General features: G+C 61.8%; 15 protein-coding genes and 4 pseudogenes. 10 read left to right on the top strand and 9 right to left on the bottom strand.

The genetic code is table 11. The features are described from left to right. Positions 1 to 303: 303 nt before the first annotated feature. Positions 304 to 1,890 (bottom strand): hypothetical protein, encoded by a 1,587-nt coding sequence (locus BV911_RS14505; protein WP_086054342.1) that lies wholly within the window; start codon positions 1,888 to 1,890, stop codon positions 304 to 306. A gap of 102 nt (positions 1,891 to 1,992) precedes the next feature. On the opposite strand from BV911_RS14505, the pseudogene BV911_RS14500 reads away from it, so the two are divergent. Continuing rightward, a pseudogene (locus tag BV911_RS14500) lies at positions 1,993 to 2,550 on the top strand (transposase). Positions 2,551 to 2,575: 25 nt separating this feature from the next. Here the strand turns inward: BV911_RS14500 and tnpB are convergent. From tnpB to BV911_RS20400, 3 genes and pseudogenes are all read right to left on the bottom strand, one after another. After that, positions 2,576 to 2,868, bottom strand: a pseudogene (gene tnpB / locus BV911_RS14495) (IS66 family insertion sequence element accessory protein TnpB); the annotation flags it as partial. Next, entirely contained in the window at positions 2,865 to 3,032 is a 168-nt protein-coding gene (locus BV911_RS20030; protein ID WP_240512262.1) for a hypothetical protein, read from the bottom strand. The gene BV911_RS20030 and the pseudogene tnpB, both read right to left, overlap by 4 nt. Before the next feature lie 87 nt (positions 3,033 to 3,119). After that, a pseudogene (locus BV911_RS20400) lies at positions 3,120 to 3,164 on the bottom strand (hypothetical protein); the annotation flags it as partial. 349 nt (positions 3,165 to 3,513) lie between these two features. Here BV911_RS20400 and BV911_RS14485 point away from each other — a divergent pair. From BV911_RS14485 to BV911_RS14475, 3 genes are all read left to right on the top strand, one after another. Then, the gene (locus tag BV911_RS14485; protein ID WP_086054340.1) at positions 3,514 to 4,905 is read left to right on the top strand and encodes a phosphomannomutase; all 1,392 of its coding nucleotides are present in this window, start codon (positions 3,514 to 3,516) and stop codon (positions 4,903 to 4,905) included. 419 nt (positions 4,906 to 5,324) lie between these two features. Continuing rightward, complete coding sequence (locus tag BV911_RS14480) at positions 5,325 to 6,413, top strand: IS4 family transposase (protein ID WP_240512261.1); 1,089 nt, start codon at positions 5,325 to 5,327, stop codon at positions 6,411 to 6,413. A gap of 50 nt (positions 6,414 to 6,463) precedes the next feature. Beyond that, entirely contained in the window at positions 6,464 to 7,273 is an 810-nt protein-coding gene (locus BV911_RS14475) for a hypothetical protein (RefSeq protein WP_139840100.1), read from the top strand. On the opposite strand, the pseudogene BV911_RS14470 reads toward BV911_RS14475, so the two are convergent. Beyond that, positions 7,254 to 8,185: pseudogene (locus BV911_RS14470) on the bottom strand (IS5 family transposase). The gene BV911_RS14475 and the pseudogene BV911_RS14470 sit on opposite strands and share 20 nt — an antisense overlap. Before the next feature lie 74 nt (positions 8,186 to 8,259). Further along, complete coding sequence (gene galE / locus BV911_RS14465) at positions 8,260 to 9,249, bottom strand: UDP-glucose 4-epimerase GalE (protein WP_086054338.1); 990 nt, start codon at positions 9,247 to 9,249, stop codon at positions 8,260 to 8,262. A gap of 384 nt (positions 9,250 to 9,633) precedes the next feature. Between galE and BV911_RS14460 the strand changes: the two genes are divergently transcribed. Together BV911_RS14460 and BV911_RS14455 are read left to right on the top strand one after the other, a co-directional pair. Beyond that, on the top strand, positions 9,634 to 10,935 hold the full coding sequence (locus BV911_RS14460) for a UDP-glucose/GDP-mannose dehydrogenase family protein (protein WP_086054337.1): 1,302 nt from the start codon (positions 9,634 to 9,636) through the stop codon (positions 10,933 to 10,935). 191 nt (positions 10,936 to 11,126) lie between these two features. Beyond that, a complete protein-coding gene (locus BV911_RS14455; RefSeq protein ID WP_086054336.1) occupies positions 11,127 to 14,090 on the top strand; it encodes a LamG-like jellyroll fold domain-containing protein in 2,964 nt (987 codons plus the stop codon). Between the two features lie 219 nt (positions 14,091 to 14,309). Here BV911_RS14455 and cysN read toward each other — a convergent pair whose 3' ends face one another. Together cysN and cysD are read right to left on the bottom strand one after the other, a co-directional pair. Further along, complete coding sequence (gene cysN, locus BV911_RS14450; RefSeq protein WP_086054335.1) at positions 14,310 to 16,217, bottom strand: sulfate adenylyltransferase subunit CysN; 1,908 nt, start codon at positions 16,215 to 16,217, stop codon at positions 14,310 to 14,312. A 53-nt stretch (positions 16,218 to 16,270) separates the two neighbouring features. Continuing rightward, positions 16,271 to 17,200 (bottom strand): sulfate adenylyltransferase subunit CysD, encoded by a 930-nt coding sequence (cysD, locus tag BV911_RS14445; protein WP_256388263.1) that lies wholly within the window; start codon positions 17,198 to 17,200, stop codon positions 16,271 to 16,273. A 73-nt stretch (positions 17,201 to 17,273) separates the two neighbouring features. On the opposite strand from cysD, the gene BV911_RS14440 reads away from it, so the two are divergent. Beyond that, positions 17,274 to 18,389, top strand: a complete 1,116-nt coding sequence (locus tag BV911_RS14440; RefSeq protein WP_086054333.1) for a hypothetical protein — start codon at positions 17,274 to 17,276, stop codon at positions 18,387 to 18,389. On the opposite strand, the gene BV911_RS14435 is transcribed toward BV911_RS14440, so the two are convergent. Beyond that, entirely contained in the window at positions 18,355 to 19,152 is a 798-nt protein-coding gene (locus BV911_RS14435; protein WP_168184092.1) for a glycosyltransferase domain-containing protein, read from the bottom strand. The two genes, BV911_RS14440 and BV911_RS14435, sit on opposite strands and share 35 nt — an antisense overlap. A gap of 246 nt (positions 19,153 to 19,398) precedes the next feature. Between BV911_RS14435 and BV911_RS14430 the strand changes: the two genes are divergently transcribed. The 3 genes from BV911_RS14430 to BV911_RS14420 all read left to right on the top strand — a co-directional run bounded on the left by BV911_RS14430 (position 19,399) and on the right by BV911_RS14420 (position 23,518). Then, a complete protein-coding gene (locus BV911_RS14430) occupies positions 19,399 to 19,824 on the top strand; it encodes a hypothetical protein (RefSeq protein WP_086054331.1) in 426 nt (141 codons plus the stop codon). 132 nt (positions 19,825 to 19,956) lie between these two features. Continuing rightward, on the top strand, positions 19,957 to 21,885 hold the full coding sequence (locus BV911_RS14425; RefSeq protein ID WP_086054330.1) for an acyltransferase family protein: 1,929 nt from the start codon (positions 19,957 to 19,959) through the stop codon (positions 21,883 to 21,885). Positions 21,886 to 22,114: 229 nt separating this feature from the next. After that, positions 22,115 to 23,518: an oligosaccharide flippase family protein gene (locus BV911_RS14420; protein WP_139840098.1), complete on the top strand. Its 1,404-nt coding sequence runs from the start codon at positions 22,115 to 22,117 to the stop codon at positions 23,516 to 23,518. The last annotated feature ends 33 nt before the right edge of the window (positions 23,519 to 23,551 follow it).

Genomic DNA, 23,551 nt, shown 5'->3' with positions numbered 1-23,551 from the left:
CTGACCAAACCCGCTTCTTCTGCCCCTTCTTGCCCGCCATCGCTTACCTCAAGATGTCCACTATCCATGGTGGACATCTAGCAGGCACTCCATCACGCCGTCAGAGCGGGGACACCGGACGGATACAGCGCTCCCGCTGGGCCAGACGATGATCGCCCGGGCGAACCGCGCTGATGCAGGAACGGCCGGTCCCGGCCAAAATTGTGTTGCTGGAGAAGTTGATCCGGGCGGTCCAGACATCAAGCGTCGCAGATTACCCTGACCTTCGGTCTGGGTTTGATCCCGAAGAGGCCGCGTCTCGTGTCAAGGTTCTGGGCTTGCCGCGGCTCCCATGTCAGCGCGCGGCCTTCCGTAAAGCGCGCAGAACGTTGCGAGAAGCGGCAAAAGCCAGATCACCCTGGCACCATATCGCGTTGCGGGCTGCGAGACGCCGCCGCAGACAAAGGCATTGGTCAAAACGCCCAGTAACCCCATGAGCACAAGCGCGCGGAGCGGGCCGGTCATTTTTCCGGGCCAGACCAGCAGCGCTAGAAGTACAAGCAGGGAGGTCCCATAGAGCAGGTTCTGCGCGACCGTCACCGGGTCAAGCCAGGCGGTATTCCGGCTCACGCCGCCCAGCCGGAACGCCCCCTTGGCAAGGCCGTCCTCGTCTGCGAACCTCTCGACAAGAGCGGCCGTCGGCAGGGTCATGTCGACCCGGTTCATCCGAACCTGACGCAAGGTATTCTTCAGGAACGCCAAACTGGTCTGCACGGGCATGGCACGCAGGACCGCAGCGAACAGCCGGTATTGTTCTTGGGCAATCGCGACCTGCTCTGGCTGGGTCAATAACCGATAGGAGCCAAGCTCGGGCGTCCGTTCGAACAGGATATGGGTTGCCGTCCGGCGCATCGGGTCGCCCGGCTGTGCCAGCACCTGATAGAGGGCGCAGGTGGCGAATGCCGCTGTCTCACAATGGGTTTCCAGAAACGTATAGGTGACGCCATCCTGAAACAGCCGGGCTGTCAGGAACGGCATGGCCAAGGTTTCCCGCCCGGACATCTGCTTGACGGCCACATTGAAGACCGATTTCAGGCCGATGCCGGCGACGACGATGCAGGCCACCAGCAGCGGTGCCAGCCACCACCGCTTGCGCGACACCAGCAGCGAAAGCCCGGCGGACAGCGGCAGCAGCAGTATGGCAATCAGAAGATGCGAGGTATGGGTCGACACTGACAGAACGCCCAAAGCCAGCCAGGCTAGGATTTCCCATCGGGTCATCTGGCGACCAAACCCGGTCAGGCTGGCGATGGTCAGGATCAGCAGCGGCGCATAGATATCCGGCATCAGAAAGGCGACATAAAACGGCAGAGACCCCAGACAGGCGACCAGCAATGACAGGCAAACGGCGGGGGCCACGGCCAGCGACGGGGTGATCTGGCGAGCGGCCACCCGGACCATCAACCAGACCGCAGCCAACACCAGAGCCGCGTTGAAGACGGTCATCGCGCCAAGCTGATGCACCGAGGCAAACAGGCCCGACATCAACGAGAAAACCGGCGATCGCGACGATTCAACGGGGAGGGTTTCGCCGCCCCCCGCCCCGGTTCCGCTCGCGGGGATCGCAGCCTCGCCGGGCAGCAGGCGCAGCAGGCTGTCGATCATTTTCTGACCGACAGCCAGATAAGACCCGGTATCGAAATAGAACAGAGGCGTTCCGTTTAATAGGACGATCGCCAGACAGGCCAGCAGTGCGATGCCATAGCACAGCGCGTCCCGCCCCGCCGTGGCAGAAATTCGAACGCCCATCCTGTCAGGGTCACCAGCGATCATCCCGTCCTCGTTCCGAGAGATATGGCCATCATAGACCCTCCAGATGAACACTCGGTGAATGGCGTTGCCGCCCCGCATCCCGGCCTGCCGGAGGCTTTGTCGCAAACTTTTGCGACGGTGTAGCTGTCGCGCCGCCAGTGATAGCCGGCTCCGGTTGATATTTCAGATAGGGACCCGGACGTGGCGATTGATTTCGAAGGCGTGCATTATCCAAAAGACGTGATCCTTTTTGCCGTGTCCTATCGCGATCTAGAAGACATCATGGCCGAACGCGGCGTGGATGTGGCCATGCGACACCAAGCCGATGGGTCGTGAAATTCGCGCGGGTGGTTGCTGCCGAAGCCCAGCGGCGCAAATCACCTACCAGCAAATCTTGGCGCATGGACGCGACCTATATCAAGGTCAAAGGCGTGTGGACGTATATGTATCGCGCTGTCCGAGCGACGTGATGAGGCGGCCACGGCCTTTTTCGCAAGGAAAATCCGTAACAATGGCTAGCCGGAGACGGTCGTGATCAACAAAAGAGGCGCGAACCTGGCCGGGCTCGAAAAACTGACCCGCCCGAGGAAGGGGTTCAAATCATTCCGGTCGGCGTCTGCAACGCTGGCAGGTATCGAGGTCGCCCACATGTTGCACAAGGGCCAGTTCGAGATGGCTGGGAAAACCGTATTTCAGCAATTCGCGGAACTCGCAGCATCACTGTGTCCGTGGAAAGGGGGGGCTCCGCAAAATCCATAAATTTGCGACAGAACCCGATACCTTCCAGAAGATAACCCAACTGCGCTGCCGAGATCTGTACCGCGTCGCCCGATCGGCTTGCTGGCCAGATGAACTTTCCCGCTTCCAAGCGCTTCAAGTAAAGCGACATACCCACGCCATCGTGCCATAAGATCTTGACCACATCGCCCTGCGGCCCCGGAAGCAAAATATCTCTCTGACATGCGGATCGCGCCCCAACCCTTCCTGAACCTGCAGCGCCAGGGTGTTCATACCTCGACGCATATCAGTCACGCCGCCAGCGATCCAGACCTTCACACCTGCCGGAAACGCAATCATTGATCGTCCACCACCGACAGAAGCCGGGCAAGCGCTTCCGGGTCCACTCGGGTCGGCACGATAAGCCGACGGCCATTGAGCAGGGCAATCTCGACCTGACAGTCTCGGGTCGGCACAATGGGATCGATCGATTTCTGCTGGGAGGCCGCGATATCCTTCGCCACGGCGACAGGCGAAAAAGATGCTGCACAGGAATTGCCAAGTTCTCCGTCACGATACTGTCGGCACCAGGGTGTCCGCAACGAGCGGCAAATGCCATGTCGCCGCGCCGTGGCCGCCGTTTGGCGATGGCCGATAAAGCTTTCCTCGACGATCCGGGGCTTGTCCTCATCCGGCCAATGCCGACGGCGAACACCATCGGCAGCGGAAAGAACCTCAATTTTCGGGCGGTAGGTGGTAAGTTCGGACTTAGCATCGGATCGCAGGCCGCGTCAGATGGCCGCCGCCGGAGCATTACTGTGGGCTGCTTGCCTCAGGAATTCATATCAAAAGAAACCGGAACTAGACTGCGACAAGACTAACATCATCATTTTCTACACCATTGCCACCAGCCGCCCATCCTAAGACCTAGGATGCGAATGCTTGGCCTGCCGTCCTCTGCCGGATAGGGAAGGAGCAGTCTGTCTTTCGTTCCCGGAGTACCTCATGTCTGTCCAAGCCGTTCCTACCGCCCCGCCCCGCCTGACTTGCTTCAAGAGCTACGACATCCGCGGCCAGTTGGGAAAGAACCTCGATCCCGGAATCGCCTATCGCATCGGCCGCGCTTTTGCCGCTGTGATGACGCCAGGGTTGACCGTCACCGGCCGTGATACCCGCGAGAGCAGCCCCGAGTTGCAAGCGGCGCTGATCGAGGGGCTGCGTGATGGCGGCTCCGACGTGATCGACATCGGCCTTTGCGGCACCGAGGAGGTGTATTTCGCCACCACGCATTACGGCGCCGGTGGCGGGATGATGGTGACCGCGTCCCACAACCCGATCGACTACAACGGCGTCAAGCTGGTGCGCGACGGCAGCCGCCCGGTGTCCGGCGACAATGGCCTGACCGAGATTCACGACATGGCCGCGGCGGAGTCGTTTCCCGAGGGGGCCGTGCGCGGCACGCTGCGGCAGGAAGACCCGCGCGCTGACTATGTGGCGCGGGTGCTGTCCTTCGTCGACGTCGCAGCCCTCCGCCCGCTGAAGATCTTGGTCAATGCCGGCAACGGCGCGGCAGGTCCGACCTTCGATGCCATTGCCGCAGGGCTGGCCGCTGTCGGCGCGCCGCTGGAGTTCGTGCGCCTGCACCATGATCCCGACCCGGCGTTTCCGAACGGCATTCCGAACCCGCTGCTGCCCGAGAACCAGCCGGTGACCGCCGAAGCCGTGCGCGCCGCCGGGGCCGACTTTGGCGTCGCTTGGGACGGCGATTTTGACCGCTGCTTTCTGTTCGACGAAACCGGTGCCTTCATCGACGGCGAGTACATTGTCGGCCTGCTCGCCGCGGCCTTTCTGGCCAAGGAACCGGGGGCGAAGATCGTCCATGACCCGCGGGTGATGTGGAATACGCTGGACGTGGTGGCTGGTGCCGGCGGCGAGGCGGTTGTGTCGCGCACCGGGCACGCGTTGATCAAGGCGCGAATGCGCGAGGTCGACGCTGTTTATGGCGGTGAGATGTCGGCGCATCACTACTTCCGCAATTTCATGTATTGCGACAGCGGTATGATCCCTTGGCTGCTGGTGGCAGAACATGTTTCGCGCGCGACACAGCCGCTTTCAGCGCTGGTGGCCGAAATGCAGGCCGCTTTCCCATCCTCCGGCGAGATCAATTTCTGCCTCGATGATCCCGGCGCCGCGATAGCCCGCGTCGAGGCCGAATACGGCCGCGCTGCGACCGGAACTGACCGGCTCGACGGGCTCAGCTTGGCCTTCGCCGACTGGCGGCTGAACCTGCGCAGTTCCAACACTGAACCGGTGCTGCGCCTGAACGTCGAAACCCGAGGCGACCGCACCCTGCTGGCGGAACGTGTGGCCGCCCTGCGCGAGATGATCGAGGGATAGGCCGCTCAGGGCGCCGCTGTCGGAGCCGGGCCGGCGGCGGCCGCTGTCCTGACAGACCCTTGCCCCTATGACGCCGCCAATGTGCCGGTAAAGCGGATGCTTTACCTAATCCGCGGACCGTTTCGCGCGCGAAACGGTCCGCCCCATGCAAGGGCAGAGCCCCTGAGCAAGGCCCCGGTCTTCAGGCCAACGCCTGCCGAAAACTTTCTTGCGCAACGTCATTTCAAGACGCTTGTGCGAACGCGAAGTTTGTTCGAGGATTTGACGGCACATTTTATTTTAGGAACAGATATTTATGAAAGCTATTCTGATAGCGATCAGACTACACGACACTGGGCGCATATTGCAGATTTTCGGGCTGGTGCCGACCGGCGAGGTGGATTCTGAATACGGACTCGTTCCCCTCAAGGAGTTCGTCCATGACCAGTTTTGCTCTCGTCGATCTACAGAGGGTGTTAACCCCACATGTTCATCTGGGCAAATCACGCGTGGAGACACTCTGCCTGCTTGTGATTGGGATGATCAGCGCCCGCACCGTCAACCTGACCCATATTGCTGCAGAGCGACCGGCTCGCGCTAAGGTTGCGTCAACCTACCGCCGCCTGCAACGTTTCTTCCAACAGGTGATCCTGCCCGACGATTGGAGTGTCGGCATCGTAATGGCGCTGATCGGAAATCCAGATCGTTGGTATCTGTGTCTCGATCGAACGAACTGGAAGATCGGCAAGTCCGACGTCAATGTCCTTGTGCTGGCCGTGGTTGCCGAGCGCTACCGCGTTCCCCTCATGTGGACCTTTCTGGATCACTCGGGCAACAGCACGACACAGCAGCGCATTTCCCTGATGCACCGCTACCTGGCGCGCTTCAACGCATCGACAGTGCGCATGCTGTTGGCAGATCGGGAATTCATCGGGCAGGAATGGTTCAAATTTCTCAAGGACAAGAATATTCCATTCGCGATCCGCGTGAAGCAAGACCAACTCGTTGTCGTTGAGGGGCGCGAATACCCGCTGCGTACTTACCTGTCACGCTGCAAGGGGGAGCGCGGCTTTACTGCAACCCTGCCAGCCAAGGCAGGTCAGCCGGCCCTTGAACTTCACTTTGGCGCAAAGCGTATCAAAGGAGGTGAGTTGCTCATCGTTGCCTGCTCCGAGCCGCTTCGCGGATCGCGCATCCTGCGATATTACCGGTGGCGCTGGTTCATCGAGTGCATGTTTTCTGACAGCAAAACAAAGGGGCTGAACCTCGAGGATACGAGGATGAAGTTCTCCAAAAGGTTGAGCCTTTTGATGGCAGTCTCCGCGATCGCTCTCGCCATGGCATGTCACACAGCTTCCAGGCTCATGGGGTCAAAATATCCCGCGCGGAAAAAGCACGGGTACTGTTCAAAGTCGTGGTTCAGGACTGGTTTCGATGAACTGCGCCGCCGCATTCGCACAAACGAAACGCCCCTGATCACAGGCAAAAAATACGCCATCAGAAAACGCTTCAGACCGAGAGTCGCGTAGTGTGGATAGCGATAGTCGCCATGCTTCCGGGGGCGGCAAAGGCGACCAGTGTGACCTTCGACGAAGGCGCTGGAACGTTTGCCAATGTTCGCGAAAACGATGGTGCGTACCACGGAACGTGGCAGGAAGCTGGCTTCGAGGTTGATTGGTCGCACGCAGGCCATTTTGAAGACGAGCTGACTGCCGAGTATGCCTTATCGGCTGTGCGGGACACGCCGACCCTCAATGACAGTTGGGCCGGGCTCGGCAGTTCCCTGGAAATCCACCGTCCTGACGGAGCAGCATTTTCTCTGAATGGAATTGATGTATCTCAATCATGGTCCTCTTGGGACCTCTTTGCGGAATTCACGCCCTACGATGCGGACGGAAGGCTGGATCGCAGCAGGACGACCGGGACCGGGACGCTCGATGTCGGCGGCTACAACAACATCAAGTTCAGCGGAACCAAAAGCAATGGCGACGCCGTGACGGCCTGGGCCAGTTCGTATGTCGGCGCGCTCTACCCCAACAACGATTCCTATTCGAAAGGCGGGCGGCTGGACATATCCGGAGAGCTTGCCGCAGCGCTCAGTGGTCTGTCCAGCCTCCGCGTCGAAGTCTCCATGGGCGATTCGTACCAAACCATGTTCAGGAATTCGCTCGTTCTCAGCGGTGTGGACCCTCTTTTCCTGACCGGGTTCGATCAGTGCGGACCTATCAAAAGCTTTAATTCCAGAGAAATTGGTGCCACCTGCGATTTTGAAAAATTTGGCCAGTTTGGGTTCGGAGGAGATGCCACGGCCAGATGGCGCTGTTGCACAAATCTGAAATGGTCCGCAGTGCCCCTTTCCCCAGACACACTTATCCCACGGCTTTCGTGACGGGTATTCCGAGGGCGGTGAACCGGTTCAGCACGGCCGCTCGGATCTGAACCTCGGCTACCTGGCGGTCAAAATCGCGGGCCATGAGGCACTGACCGAGCCCCTTCACACAGTTCATCTTTGTCTCTGCGCGACTTCGTCGGTGGTATTTGGTCCACAGCCGCCAAAGCGATCGACCGAGATATTTGGACGCCCGGAGCGCTTCATTGCGGGCCCTTGCTCCGGCGGTTGTCGGCTTCCAGGGCACAGCATTACGGCGAGGCGGTATGATGGCGGCTGCGCCGCGATCAGCGATGGCATTGTGGCATTTGCGTGTGTCATAGGCCCCGTCGGCAGTGACGGTGGCAATCTCTTGGTGCGGGTCGATCTGGCCCAGAAGATCGGGCAGCATGGGTGCATCGCCGACATTGCCGTGGTCACTTCGACAGCTCGGATTTCCAGTGTTTCTTCATCGATGCCGAGGTGAATTTTCTGCCAAACCCGCCGTTTCGAGCCACCGTGCTTGCGCCTATGCCATTCGCCTTCACCTTCGACCTTGATGCCAGTGCTATCGACGAGCAGGTGCAGCGCTCCCTTCGAACTCCGATAGGGAATGTTCACTGCCAGGGTCTTTTGTCGGCGGCTTAGAGTGCTGAAATCGGGCACAGACCAGTCGAGCCCGGCGAGCTTCAGCAGGCTGGCGACGAACCCTGTCGTCTGCCGAAGCGCCATACCAAAGAGGACTTTGAGCGTGAGGCAGGCTTGTATCGCGCCATCGCTATAGGTCGGTTGGCGGCCACGTTTGCCGGTCGGAGCCGCCTCCCAAACCATTGCAGGATCGAACCAGACAGTTAGAGAACCACGCTGTTTCAGCGCGAGGTTGTAGTCATGCCAGTTCGTCGTCTTGTAGGTCGTCTTTGCGGATATGCTCATGCGCATCAGCTACCATATTGGATTCACGTGGTGAATCCCAAGCAGGATTTGCGCAACAGAGCTGCGCGAAACAGTCAGCAGGTGTAGCCGGGACGCTGGTGCCAGCGCCACGCATCACCGATCATCTGTTCGGGTGTGGAATGCACCGGTTCCCAGTTCAGTTCCTGTCTGGCCAGGGCTGAGCCACAGATCAGAGATGCCGGGTCGCCGGGGCGGCGGTCGGTCATCTCGTGGGGCACCGGCGCCCCGGTGATCGCCTCGGCGGCCTTGATGATTTCCTTCACCGTCATGCCGCGCCCGGTGCCCAGGCAGATCAGCGGCACCCGCGCCGCGGCAGGTCGGTCCAGATAGGGGATCGCCGCCACATGGGCCGCCACCAGATCCCGCACATGCACGTAGTCACGCACGCAGGTGCCGTCGCGGGTTGGGTAGTCGGTGCCAAACACCTTCAGCGCCGCCCGGTCGCGGCGGATCGCCTGGATCACCAGCGGGATCAGATGGGTCTCAGGCTGATGCTGCTCGCCCAGTTCGGCTTCCGGATCCGCCCCGGCGACGTTGAAGTAGCGGAAGGTCAGCGCCTGCAACCCGTAGGCACGGACATAGCCCTGAAGCATCAGCTCCACTGCGGCCTTGGTCGCCCCATAGGGAGACTCGGGATTGATTGGCGAGGTTTCGTCGATCTCTACCCCGTCGAGATCGCCATTGACCGCGCAGGTGGAGGAGAACACCAGCTTGCCGGTTCCTGTCGCCACCATCGCATCGAACAGTGACTGGGCGGAGGAGAAATTGTTGGCCCAGTAGCCGGCCGGATCCTTGACCGAAGCCCCGACCTCGATCCGCGCGGCGAAATGCAGAACCGCCTCGGGACGGACCTCGCGCAGCGCCGCCTCGATGGCGTCGCGGTCGCGCAGGTCGCCCTCGATCACCGGACCAAACCGGACCGCATCGCGCCAGCCGGTGCCAAAATTGTCAAAGGTGACCGGCTCGTATCCTGCCGCTGCCAGAACCTTGCAGGCATGGCTGCCGATATAGCCGCCGCCACCTGTCACAAGCACTCGTGCCATTTAACCCCCTCTGCACCGGCCTCGTCCCGGACATTCCCTCGTGCAGGCATAGTGGTCTTGTCGCGCTTGCGTTCCGGTCCCTTAGCTCATTTAGGCAGCCTTTCGTTCGAAGGCCAAGGGGCTTTTGCCGTTACCCGAGGAGATCCTGCCGGGGTGGTACCGCGCGCGCCCTGAGGTATGACCGCGCTGCTGTGTTTCTGGCCGAAAGGATGAGACCTCAAGCGAGACTTGACGCCTGAGGTTGGGGTAAGGTCAGAATGTCCGGTCGACAGGACGACAATTTAAGGCGAGATAGATAAGGTGAGATAGACAGGTAATAGTTCCACCACGCCACGTGAGCCTCTGGATGTTGCGTATGGTCGGACAGAACGAAGTGAGTATGGCATGAAGATTGCGATGATTGGGACAGGCTATGTTGGGCTGGTCTCTGGTGTGTGTTTTTCCGACTTCGGTCATGACGTCATCTGCGTTGACAAATCCGAGGACAAGATCTCGAAACTTAAGGGTGGTGAGATCCCGATCTACGAACCGGGCCTCGACGAGTTGGTGGCCAAGAACATCACCGCAGGTCGGCTGAACTTCACCCTCGACCTGGCCGAGGCGCTTAAGGGGGCCGAGGCGGTGTTTATCGGCGTGGGCACACCCACCCGGCGGGGCGACGGCCATGCGGATCTGAGCTATGTCTATGCCGCCGCCAAGGAGATCGCGCAGAATCTCGACCACTACACAGTGATTGTTACCAAATCGACCGTGCCTGTCGGTACCAACCGGGAAATTGCGCGCATCATCTCTGAAACCAACCCAGCTGCCGAATTTGACGTGGCTTCGAACCCTGAATTCTTGCGTGAAGGGGCGGCTATCGAAGATTTCATGCGTCCGGACCGGGTGGTGGTCGGCGTCGAAAGCGCTCGCGCGAAAGCGGTGATGGCTGAGGTCTACCGGCCGCTGTCCCTGCGCAATGCGCCAGTGATGTATACCGGGCTGGAAAGCGCGGAAATGATCAAATACGCGGCGAATGCGTTTCTTGCCACCAAGATCACCTTCATCAACGAGATCGCCGCGCTCTGCGAGAAGGTTGGAGCGGACGTACAGGCCGTGGCCAGTGGCATGGGCAGCGACGGTCGGATCGGGCCGAAGTTCCTGCATGCGGGGCCCGGATACGGCGGATCGTGCTTTCCCAAGGATACCTCGGCCTTGGCTCGGATCGGCCAAGACAATGCCAGCCCGATGAGGATCGTCGAGACCGTGATGGCGGTGAACGACGCGGTGAAACGGCGAATGACCGACAAGGTGGTCGACTTGGCAGGGGGCTCTGTCAACGGCAAGACAGTCGCTGTGCTGGGTGTGACCTTCAAGCCCAACACGGACGACATGCGCGACAGCCCGGCATTGACCATCGTGCCCGCGCTGGTCGGCGGTGGTGCCGATGTGCGCGTCGTCGATCCGCAGGGGCGCCGTGAAGGAGAAGCGCTGCTGCCTGGCGTTGCCTGGCACGACAGCGCCTATACCGCTGCCGAGGGCGCTGATGTGGTGCTGCTCCTGACCGAGTGGAACGAGTTCCGCGCGCTCGATCTGGAGCGTCTGGGCAGCCTCATGGTGACGCGGAAATTCGCCGACCTGCGCAACGTCTACACGCCGCAGGAACTGGAAGCCGCGGGCTTTGAGGGAACCTTCGTCGGCCGTTAAGGCCGCCGCCGGGACCGAACTGCGCCATTGGACAATGGCCCAGTTTATGGCTAACTTCTCTTTACTAACTCTCTGAGAAAATTTCCCAAATTATGCGGGATTAAGGTCTCAGAGTGTATGGGACATAGCCGTGGGGGCGCTGGTTGAACCGATCCTAGAATCCGGATCGCCTAGTGCCAAGGAACTCTTGGATGTCCGAGATTATAGCTGAATTCGAGAAACTGTTCGCAGGGCCGGTCACGCCTGTTGTGCCCTATTTCACAGGAGAAGACATGATTGAGGCAGGTGACATCGTGTTTCCGACTGCGCTCCTCCTGCTGGGGGTTGCCGGGCATCCGGTGCTGCCGGCAGCGGGGGTCTCGGAGTTGGCGGTTCAGGCGCCAGCGACCGTTTCTGAATCTTCCGAGATCGATGTCAGAATGCTCAATCTCTTCGACCTTGCGATACCGGCGGGGTCGCCGGACATGGTCGTGGTTGCAACTTCGGTCGGCGCAAACAGCGTCATGAGCCTCGGTTCTGACACGGCCGGGCTGGGCGCGAGGCCCACGCCGGATGGGATCACCGTTACGGATGCCGCCAGCCTGGCCGCTGCGCTGGCTGGCGCACAGGACGGCGACGTGATCCGTCTCGCCGGCGGCGACTATGGGCGACTTAATCTGTCGAAGTTCGACACGCGGGTCACATTGCTATCCGACCTCGCTGATCCGGCGGTGTTTGACAGGGTGGAGTTCCAACACGTGTCTGGCGTTACCTTTGACGGGGTGGTGTTCGACTACACCTATACCGAGGGCGATGCCCAGTGGCATCGCCCGTTCCGCTTCGCCAACTGCCAAGATATTACTCTGCAGAACTCTCTGGTCGACGGAGACACGGCCTATGGTCGTGGCGACGAGAAGGATGGCCATGGCACTGCCACCGGCCTGCGGTTCGAATCCTGCGAAGACATCCGGATTCTCGGCAACGAGGTGCGCGGGTTCAAGGACAATGTTCAGCTCAGCGGAATTCGGGACCTCGTGGTCGCGGGCAACGAGAACCACCACATGCGCGAGGATGCTTTCGAGTTCAGTGCCCTTACGAATGCCTTGTTCGAAAATAATCACCTGCATGATACCGCCGGTTACCCGCTGCCTGACGGCGCGGCGGCGGGCAGCGGTGACCATCCGGATTTCTTTCAGATTAACGGCGGCGGTGCGAGCAGCGCGAATCTGACCTTCCGGGGCAATCTGATGGATCAGGGCAGCGGTACCGGTGCGCAGGGAATCTTCCTGCCCAACCGAGACGACGTTCCGTACCGGAACATTACCATCGAAGACAACACATACATAAGCGACCGTGGCAACGGCATTTTTGTCGGATCGACCGAGGGGCTCGTGCTGCGCAACAACACGATTCTCCATGCCTTCGACAATGTGGAAGACTCGAACGTCCCGGCGATACGGATAGACACAGGCAGCACCAATGCCGTGGTCACCGGCAACATCGCCGGCACCGCCGCGATCCTCAATTTGCCGGAGAGCTGGGCCACCGGCAACAATTTCGTGCTCCAGAACACCGAGCCGCATGCGCCGGACCATTACACCGAGCATTTCGTTAACGCGACGGGGCAGTTGGGCGGGCACCCCGAGAAGTTCCTGCTGCGACCGGACAGTCCGATCTACGCCGCCGGTGCGGGGTCTGAGTATCTCTATGGAAAAGGGGTGTTCGCGGCCAGCGATCTGACCGCGCGCATTCTGGTGAGCGCGACCGACGTCCCCGATCAGTTCGTGTTCGATGCCAGCATGAGCCACCTGCCCGAGGACATCTCCGGCCAGAACTCGGCGGAAACCGCGCCGAATGCGTTTCTGCGGTTTGATCCGGCGACCGGCGATCTGGTGCTGAGCGCGGCGGATGGCGAGCTGGTCGTCGCGGATCTGGAGCCGGGCGCACTCGATCTGCGCGGACTCGAGGCGCCGATAGGGATCCTGCGTACTGGGCTAAGTCCGCTGCTGGAGGCCGGATCGTTCCGGCTTGACATGACGCTGGGCCTCGACCCCACGGCGGAAGGGGCGATCGCTGGCGAGGTGATGAGGCTCGATCGCGCGTTCCAGATGAACGTGACCGAGAAAGGGGAAATCTACTTTCGTCTGAAGACCACCGACGGGGACTGGCACCGGCTGAAGACCACTGGGGCCAATCTGTCCGACAGGGAGATGCACGAGGTCTCGCTCCTTTATGATGCGGGCGAGAACATCCAGGTCATCGTCGATGGTGTGGTTCTAGCCAGCACGGAAATCGAGGTAGGTATGTCGCCTGGCGTCTCCGACCGCATGGCCATTGGTGGCCAGTATGGTGCGCGCCCTTTTGCGGGACTTCTGCAGGATCTCGTGGTGACGCTTGACCCCGAGTCCCAGACGGGAGGGGATGCATTGCTAATGGCGCGCGAGATCGTCTGGTCCCCTGCCGATGACTACAGTTTCTTCTGGAGCTTTGACGACGGCTCCCGAGCCGAGGGTATGGTCGTTGAGCACAGCTTTGGAAAGGCGGGCTATCACACGGCCACCATGACTGTCATCGGCAGAGACGGGTCCGTCGATGTGGTCGAGCGCACGGTGGGTGTCGCCGGCAGCAGTGTCATGGATTTTGACAGCCAGAGCGGTGATTTCTACCGCACGGCTTATGGCGAAAGGGTCGTGGTGGTCGATCTTGATCCCGGTGCGATTGACCTGCGCGATCTTGACGAGCTGATCGGGATCCCGCGAACTGTGATCCAGTCGATGATTGAGGCCGACGAGTTCCGCATCGATCTGGTGTTGAGCGCCGATCCCGACGAGACCGGCGCAATCGGTGGCGAGATCATGCGGCTCGACCGTGCCTTTTATGTCAACGTCACCAACTCTGGCGAGATCGAGTTCCGCTTGAAGACCGCCGATGGAAGCTGGCATCGGCTGATCTCCGATGGCGCCAACATCGATGATGGTCTGAGCCATGACGCGTCCATCCGTTTCGACGCTGGCAACATGGTGCAGATCGTGGTTGATGATACGGTGCTTGGCGAGGCGCCGATCACGGATGAGATGGCTCCCGGCATCGCGTCGGCTATGGTGATCGGTGGACAATATGGGGCAACGGCCTTTGGCGGGCTGCTCGAATACATGCTGATCGATCTGTCCTTTTAGGCCGCGTCCGAAATCCTGACCTTGAATGACAACTGGCCGCCTGAGCCGGTTCCGGGTTGATGTGAACCGGATAGGTTTCGGGCGTGGGAAATACCACCCTTGCGCGATAGCCCGTTGCGGGAGCGACACGGCAGGTCCATGGGCCTCAGATGCGCCTGATACCCATGGAGTGAGTCTGGCTGTGCGCCAGACCTCAGACTGTTGATCGTGCGCTGCCTTTTACGGGATCAGCCGCGCGATGATCAGGTCGGCCGCCTCTTCCGGGGTCATCTCGGTGGTGTCGATGCGGAGCTCCGGCGCCTCGGGGTGCTCGTAGGGGCTGTCGATTCCGGTGAAGTTCTTCAGTTGCCCGGCACGCGCCTTGGCATAGAGGCCCTTCACGTCCCGGCCCTCGGCCACTTCCAGCGGCGTGTCGACGAAGACTTCGATGAATTCGCCCGGCTGCATCATCGACCGCACCATGTCGCGTTCCGAGCGGAACGGCGAAATGAAGGCGGTGATCACGATCAGCCCGGCATCGGTCATCAGCCTGGCAACCTCGCCGACGCGGCGGATGTTCTCGATGCGGTCGGCTTCGGTAAAGCCCAGATCCTTGTTCAGCCCGTGACGCACGTTGTCGCCGTCCAGCAGGAAGGTGTGGCGGTTCATCCGCGCCAGCTTCTTCTCGATGATATTGGCGATGGTCGACTTGCCCGACCCCGACAAGCCGGTCAGCCACAACACGCTGGGTGTCTGGTGCTTCATTGACGCATGGTGCTCGCGGCCGATATCGGTGGCCTGCCAGTGGATGTTCTGGGCCCGGCGCAAGGAGAAGTTGATCATCCCGGCGGCGATCGTCTGGTTGCTGATCTTGTCGATTAGGATGAAGCCACCCAAGTCGCGGCTCTCGTCATAAGGCGCGAAGGGGATCTCGCGGTCGAGGGTGATGTTGGCGACGCCGATGGCGTTGAGGTCGAGCGTCTTCGAGGCCAGATGATCTTGGGTGTTGACGTTGACCTCGTATTTCGGCTCCTGCACGGTTGCCGACACGGTCTGGGTCCCGATCTTCAGCCAGTAAGCGCGGCCCGGCACCAGATCGTGCTCGTCCATCCAGACGATTGTGCTTTCGAACTGGTCGGCCACCTCCAGCGGCGACTGCGATGCGACGATCACCTGCCCGCGCGAGCAGTCGATCTCGTCGGCCAGTGTCAGGGTGATCGACTCGCCAGCGACGGCCATGTCCCGGTCGCCGTCCAGCGCGACGATGCGCGCCACGGACGAGGTCTTGCCCGAGGGCAGCACCCGCACCTCGTCGCCGGGACGGATCTGGCCCGAAGCGATGAGCCCGGCGAAGCCGCGGAAATCCAGGTTGGGGCGGTTCACCCATTGCACCTGCATGCGGAACGGGCCGGCCTGCTCGCGGCTGTCCTCGACCTCGACGGCCTCTAGGTGCGGCAAGAGTGAGGCACCGTCGTACCAGGGGGTATTTTCGCTCGGGCCAGTGATGTTGTCGCCCTTAAAGCCCGAAATCGGGATCGGGGTGAATGTCTCGATGCCGATTTCGGCGGCGAAAGCCGTGTAGTCGGCGACGATCTTGTCGAACACCTCTTGGCTGTACTCCACCAGGTCCATCTTGTTGACCGCCAGCACCACGTGGCGGATTCCCAGCAGCTTGACCAGATAGCTGTGGCGTCGGGTCTGGGTCAGGATGCCCTTGCGCGCGTCGATCAGGATCACCGCCAGATCGGCGGTGGAGGCGCCGGTCACCATATTGCGGGTGTACTGCTCGTGGCCGGGGGTGTCGGCGACGATGAACTTGCGCTTCTCGGTGGTGAAGAAGCGATAGGCGACGTCGATGGTGATGCCCTGTTCGCGCTCGGCGGCCAGTCCGTCGACCAGCAGCGCGAAATCGATCTCTTCGCCTTGGGTGCCCGAGCGCTTGCTGTCGGCCTCAAGTGTGGCGAGCTGATCCTCGAAGATCATCTTGGAATCGTAGAGCAGTCGGCCGATCAGCGTCGACTTGCCGTCATCGACCGAGCCGCAAGTGATGAAGCGCAGCATGGTCTTGTGCTGATGTGCCTCGAGATACTCTTCGATGTTCTCTGCGATCAGAGCATCGGTTTTGTAGATGGAGTCTTGGGTGTTCATGAACTGGATACCTGATTGAAAAGGGGGAAAGAAGGTGTCCGGCGCGGTGGCGCTCAGAAATAGCCTTCCTGCTTCTTCTTCTCCATCGAGGCAGCCTGATCGTGGTCGATGGCGCGGCCCTGACGTTCGGAGGTGGTGGTCAGCAGCATTTCCTGAATCACCTCGGGCAGGGTCTTGGCCTCGCTCTCCACCGCGCCGGTCAGCGGATAGCAGCCCAGCGTGCGGAAGCGGATCGAGCGCATCACCGGCTCTTCGCCGTTCAGCGGGAAGCGATCGTCATCGACCATCAGGGTCAGCCCGTCGCGCACCACCGTCGGACGCGGGGCCGAGAAGTAGAGCGGCACGATCTCAATGCCTTCCAGATGGATGTACTGCCAGATGTCCAGCTCGGTCCAGTTGGAGATCGGGAACACCCGGACGCTCTCGCCCTTGGCCTTGCGGGCATTATAGATTCGCCACAGTTCCGGGCGCTGGTTCTTGGGATCCCAGCGGTGGTTGGCGGAGCGGAAAGAGAACACCCGTTCCTTGGCGCGGGCCTTCTCTTCGTCGCGGCGGGCGCCGCCGAAGGCCATGTCAAAGCCATATTTGTCGAGTGCCTGCTTCAGGCCTTCGGTTTTCCACATGTCGGTATGCAGCCCGCCGTGATCGAACGGGTTGATGCCGCGCTCCTGGGCCTCGGGGTTCTGGTAGACCAAGAGCTCCATGCCGGCATCCTTGGCCGCCTTGTCGCGCAGCTTATACATCTCTTGGAACTTCCATGTGGTGTCCACATGCAGGAGCGGGAACGGCGGCGGCGAGGGATAGAAGGCTTTCTTCGCCAAGTGCAGCATGACGGCGCTGTCCTTGCCGACGCTGTAGAGCATCACCGGGTTCTCGGCCTCGGCGACGACCTCGCGCATGATGTGGATGCTTTCCGCTTCCAAGCGCTGCAGGTGGGTAAGGGTCTTGTTATCCATGGGGCGTCTCTGCTGACTGGTACTCACTGAGATCGGAAACTAACCTTGCCTGCGCCACGAATAACCCCCCATATGGGGGGGGGTAACCCTTGGAGAATCCATGTCGCAGGAAGAAGAGATCGTCGCGGCGCTGTTTGCGGCGGCCATGGGGGGGGCGGGCTCCGGTCCGGGGTCCGGTTCTTGGGACGGCTTTCTGGCTCTGTTGGCGCAGATCACTCGGGCCGAGACCGCGCTGATGCAGCTGTCCTGGTCGGGCAGCCGGCGCCACGTCTGGCAGAGCGGAGTGCCTTGGGGGGGGCTGGGCGAGGACGTGGTCGAGCGGATGCGCAGCGGTCGAGTCTATTCGCAAATCGACCTGCCGGGCGCCGATGCGGGCGCCGGGTCGGCGGCGCAGCCCCGGCGCGCCCTGCTTTTGCGGATCGAAGGCGCGGGACGGGTGCTCATTGCGTTGCGGCGCAGCGGCAGCGATTTCCACGCGATCGACGGGCGGCAGCTGTCCAATCTCACTCCCTATTTCGGACCTGCCCTGAACGGCTGGCGGCAATTGTGCCGCGACCGGGCGCAGGCCGCGCTCGATCGGCAGATCTGCGGCGACCTCGGGGCTGGCTGGATCCTGTTCTCGGCCTCGGGCCAGGTACTGGAGGTGGCCGATGGGCTGGTGGCCCGGCTGCAGACGGTCGCGGGAATCGGGTTGAGCGCCGATGGATGGTTGTCGCTGCCCGCGCCCGCGGCCCAGGCGCTGCGACGGGCACTGGTGGCCCTGGCTCGGCCAGGCGCGGCGGCGCAGTGGATTGTTCTGTCGCCCGATCCGTTGGTGCAGCTTCTGCTGGAACCCCGGCATCCGACCGGGGATCCATTGCTGGTGGGCCGCCTGCGTCATGGCCTCTCGGCCCGAGCGCAGGCGCCCGAGCGCCTGTCCGCCGCCTTCGGGATCAGCCGCAGCGAGGCGAGGCTGGCAGCGCGGCTTTGCGACGGGCTGAGCCTGTCCGAGGCGGCCGCGGAACTGGGCTGGACCGTCGAGACCGCGCGCAGCGCCTCGAAGCAACTCTTCGCGCGGATGGGGGTGCGCGGCCAGACCGGGGTGGTGCGGCAGGTGTTGGCCAGCGCCGTCTGGCTGGAGGGGTGCGCGGCCGATGACGGGCGCGGCTTACACCGCGACGCCGGCCGCGGGACCGGAAGGATCAGAAATGCGGCGACCGGCGACCGTAACTGCTGATGATCAGATCGTGCAGCCATCGCCAGGGTAGACCGCGCGCCTTGCGCTGCGCCGCCCAGACCAGCGCGCGGCCCCGGCGGCCCGAGGTTTGCCAGTGCGGATAGCGCAGGAAATAGGGGCTGCCCAAAGTGAAGTCCGGCGACAGAACCCGCACGGGAAGTTTCTGTTTCCACAATACGTAGGGCAACGACAACTGGTCACGGGTGCTTCCCTTGGCCAAAAGCTCCCACCACAGTTCCATCGCGGCGATAACCTCGGGTTCCATGTGGCGGCGCATGAGAATGGCGGTATGGATCAGCCCCTGATCATCGGGGAACCCGTCTGCGAAGTAGCCGGCAACTTCGCCCTCGACCTTGTCTAGTGCCTTTGCCCGGCCGGATTGAAGGATGACCTCGGCCTCGGTGGCAATCGTGTCCCGATCCGGATGGGTGTAGACGATCATGTTTTCGGCAGAGCCAAACACATCGTCGAAAAATGGTGCCAGAGAACTGGTTATGGCGATGTTGGAATCGACCCAAATCGCTTCGTCATACTCGGGTACCACCTTGTGTGGCAGCGCTTTGTAACGGCGGGCGCATAGCGTAGGCGAGAGGCCCTCGGGCGTCTCAATCAGCCTAGTTGTCCAACCTTCCACCCGATCGTCTTCCGGACGATCGGTGAACAGGATGTAATCGACCCCCGGCACGGGCTCGACGGGCGGAATGAGCCGGTCATAGCCGTTGGTGAGACACGTATAAACAACGCGACGCGGTGAACCCGTCATGACACTACCCTCGCTATAAAGCCGGGCGCTACACGGGCCGGCCCGGAAACCCTTACCAAGTTCGGGATACAGGGCCCCGGCGGTCTTGGACAAGCAGATATCTGATTCCGCAACGGAATTCCAGACGATAAAGCCACTGGTTAACATCTCGCCCGATTTGCTATCCTTGCGGGGGTTGTTCCAGTACGTCAGTGGCGTGTACATATCGAGGCGCACAAAACCGCCTCCACACATTTTCAGGATACGTTGGCCCTATGTCGCCCGGCGCTGCTGGAAAACGGCATCGACTATTTGCGGGTCGCCGATGTCCGGGCGGTGCTGCGCCGGCACATGCGCCCGGAGGGGTGGCGTAGCAAACTATGGTCGACCCCGGTCCGAAAGCTGTTCGGCCACGACCTAGAAAAGCTACGCACCGGCCCCGGAACATTGCTCCTTTCTGAGGAGGATCTGCTGGGTTATACTTTTGACCAACTGGCGGTGCCGTTCTACGGGCGGTTCCCGAGTCTGCCGCTGATCCGCGCCCTCGAACGCCTGGGGACGGAGTTAAAGCTGTTTCTTGCGGTGCGCAGCCTCGATGGGATCATCCCGTCGGCCTATGCCCAGACGGTAAGAGCGCTGACCCCGGCCATTGCGACATTAGACCGTGGGGTAGATCTGACGGCGCTGATCTAGAAGGGTGAAGTACGAGTTTTGTCAGGTCACGTGTATGCAGAACGCTAGCAAGGTGGGAACATCCGGTTTTCGCCCGAATCCCGCAAAGACTCTCCGTCGCAGGGGCCAGACATTCCCAGTCGGAGATGCGGCATGACCTATCGCAAGGATATCGACGGGCTGCGCGCCATCGCGGTCTTTCTCGTCCTGTTGTTTCACTGTCAGTTCACGGGATTTACCGGGGGATATATCGGCGTCGACGTGTTCTTCGTGATCTCGGGATTCCTGATCACGGGCATCATGCTGGAAGACCTGAAGCGCGACCAGTTCAGTTTCAAGCGGTTCTACATCCGCCGGGCACGACGGCTTCTGCCGGCGCTGGCGGCCACGATTTTGCTGACCCTGATCGGCTCCGCGCTGATCATGACGCCGCAGAACCTGAAGGAAACCGCGGTCTCGGCGATTTTCACCGCCTTTTCACTGGCCAACCTGCATTTTTCCATGGCCGACAGCTATTTCGGCGCCGCCTCCGAGGTCAAGCCGCTCCTGCACACTTGGTCGCTGAGCGTCGAGGAACAGTTCTACCTCGTCTGGCCCGTGGCGCTGGTGTTCTGCTACCGGCTGGGCGGTCGCCGCGCGGTGCTCGCCGGGGTGATCTTGGGGTTCGTTGCCGGGCTGGCCCTGTCGGAATACTGGATCGGGCGCAATCCACGGCAAGCCTATTTTCTGCCGATGTTCCGCGCCTATCAGTTCCTCGCTGGCGCCGCGCTGGCTTTCCTTCCGCATCTGCGCCTGCCCGGCAGGATTGAGGAGGCTGGGCAGGCGCTGGGGCTGACCATCGTGATCGGTTCGGCGCTGGTGTTCGATGAAACCACACCCTTTCCGGGGATCGCGGGCCTCGTGCCGACGGTTGGCGCGGTCCTGATGCTGCTATGCGGGCGGGCCCCGATGATCGGGCGGGTCCTGACCTTGCGGCCGATGATCTGGCTGGGGAATGTGTCCTATTCGGCCTATCTGGCCCATTGGCCGGTGATCGTGTTCTGGCGTTACCTATCCACCGATCCGTTCACCTTTGCCGAAAAAGTCATTCTTCTAGGCTTGAGCATCGGCCTCGGCGCGCTACTTTATTACTTCGTGGAAACCCCGTTCCGGCTGCATCGCGATCAGGCGCGCAACGTGACCTGGAAGCAAATGATGCAACCGCTGGCGGCGCTGGCGGCGCTGGCCGTCGTCGCCCTTGGCATCCGCATCACGGACGGGCTGCCACAGCGCATGGCGCTGGCTCCGGCGCATGAGGAATACGCACGGCTGAGCCGGTTCCAGTTCCTTGATGACTATAGCGACGGGAGTCTGCGTTTGGGCAGTGGGCAGTCCGGTGAACGGATTCTGATCTTCGGCGATTCGATGATGCAGAACTACGTGCCGGCCCTGATGTCCCTGCCTCGTTTCGCCGAGGCCGAGGTGACGGTGATCTCCCGCGGTGGCTGCGTGATGGCGGTCGGTTCGGTACGGGTCATCAGCCATTCGCCTGACCGGGGCTGCTTGGGCTATCGCAATGAGGTGATGGCGCTGTCGGGGCCTTTCGATCTGGCCGTGTGGTCGCAGAACTGGAACAGCTACGGCGACACACTCTACTGGGAGCAGACAGAGGGCGACCTCACGCCGGCCTTCACCGATGGGAACCCGGACTTTTCCGGATGGCGGGACGGGGTGATCGCCACACTGGATCACATGGAAAAGATTTCGGCCTCGATGGTGGTGATCGGGCCCCAGTATCGTGCCGGTCCGGTCCCGCACATCCTCGAACGCATCGGTCCGCTGGCGCCGCTTGAGGCCACGGCGGCAGCGGTGACGCGGATCGGCCATGTGCCGACGCCCCATCGCGACCAGATCGTCGCGGGGTTCGGCGTGCTGGCCGAGGCCCGTTCCGGGCTTGAGGTGATCGATCCCCGCGCGCTGATCTGCGAGGGCGACGATTGCCGGTTCCACGACGGCCCGCTGAGTTATTACATGGATCCGATTCACCACACCACAGCCGCCACCCCCTATCTGTCCCGGCGACTGGATGCCGTCTTGCGCTGACGCTGCGGCGATCAGTAAGAAGACGGCCCTGACGCCGCCCGGCTATAGCTGATCTGGCGGACCCGAATTCTGCGAGGCCCGTCCGCACCGGAAGCGCTGCGCCATTGGAGTATTTGTTTTGTCCCCTGTTCCCGCGCCCCCCGATCCCCGCGACAAGCTCTTCGAGCTTGAGAGTGATCAGCGTCAACTGGGCCGCAAGGCCGGAGGCGCTTCGGTCTATGTGCTATTCATGGCCTTTCTCAAGGCCGCTCAGCAGCTGGGTAGCATCGCGATCATTGCCCGACTGGTGCCGCCCGAGGATTTCGCTGTCTTCGCCTTGGCCATGCCGGGGGTGGTGCTGGCGACGGTGCTGTCGAATTTCGGCCTGCCTGAGGCCATCATTCAGAGACGGCAGATCACCCATGCCCAGGTCAGCGCGTTGTTCTGGGCCAATGCGCTGCTCGGGCTGCTGGCCGCGCTCGCCTTGGCGGCACTGGCGGTGCCGGCAGCGGGTTGGTTCGATGAACCGCGGGTGACGCCGATCTTCCAAGCGATCGCAGTCAGTGTGCTGTTTTCGGCAATCGTCGGGCAATACGTCGCCATCATGCGCCGCACACTGCAGATTCGCGTCACCGAGCGGGCCACGTTGGCCGCCGAACTGGGCGCCAGTGCCGTGGCGATCATTACCGCACTCATGGGCTGGAGCTACTGGGCGCCCGTGTTGCAGCAGATCGCGATCCCGATTTTCACCCTTGTGCTGCTGATGATCGCCATCCGCTGGCTGCCATCGGGACCGCGCAGGTCGGATTTCAAGGATATCCGCTCGTCGCTGTCTTTTGGCGGTTTTGTGGCAGGCAGCTCGCTCCTGACCCGGATGTCGCAGTATATCGGCACGACCATCATCGGCGTTACACTCGGCCCGACACCGACAGCACTTTACTTCCGCGCCACCAACCTCGCCATGCTGCCGCAGCGGCGGGTGATGGTGCCGCTGTCATCGGTATTCGGCCCCACCCTGGCACGGCTGCAGGACGACCCCCCCGCCCTGAGCTCGATGTTTGGACGCCTGATCAGCCGGGCGGACCTGCTTTTGAACCCGATCGCGGTCGGCATTGCTTGCGGCGCGCCTTGGATCGTGGCGCTGATGCTGGGGCCGGACTGGACGGCGGTGACGCCGCTGCTGTTCTGGTCGAGCCTCTTCACCTTGGGCGCGGGGCTGCGCAACGGGCTGCAGTACCTGTTTTTCGCCTGTGGCAAGAGCCGGGCGTTCTTCTGGGTCTCGGTGCTGCGCTTCGCTTTGGTGTCGCTGTCGCTTTACCTGATGGCGCCCTACGGCATCGAGGTGATGATCGCGGCCTACATGCTGGCCGAGTTGTTTCTCATCCTGCCGGCGCTGGTGATCGTGGCCGACCGAACAACGCCGGTCAAATGGCGCGCCGTTGTGCGCTTCACTTGGTTCGACTTCACCTTTGCCACCGGGCTGGCGGCGTTGCTGCTGCTGTTCGTCGTGCCGCGGCTCGAAGGTTGGGACGCGGTCCCGGCGCTGGCGGTTCTGGGGGGATTGATCGGCACGGCCTATGTGGCCAAGGTGCTGCTGACGCCGGAACTGCGTGGCGAGGTGATCCGGATCGTCGCGCGCAAGTTCGGGCGCTGATCCAGAGCGCAATCGGCCCCCTCCGGCGCACCG

The organism is Pseudoruegeria sp. SK021 (assembly GCF_002119405.1).
Lineage (GTDB): Bacteria > Pseudomonadota > Alphaproteobacteria > Rhodobacterales > Rhodobacteraceae > Meridianimarinicoccus.
Note: the sequence above shows the minus strand (reverse complement) of the source record. Positions and strands in the feature narration are given on the sequence as shown.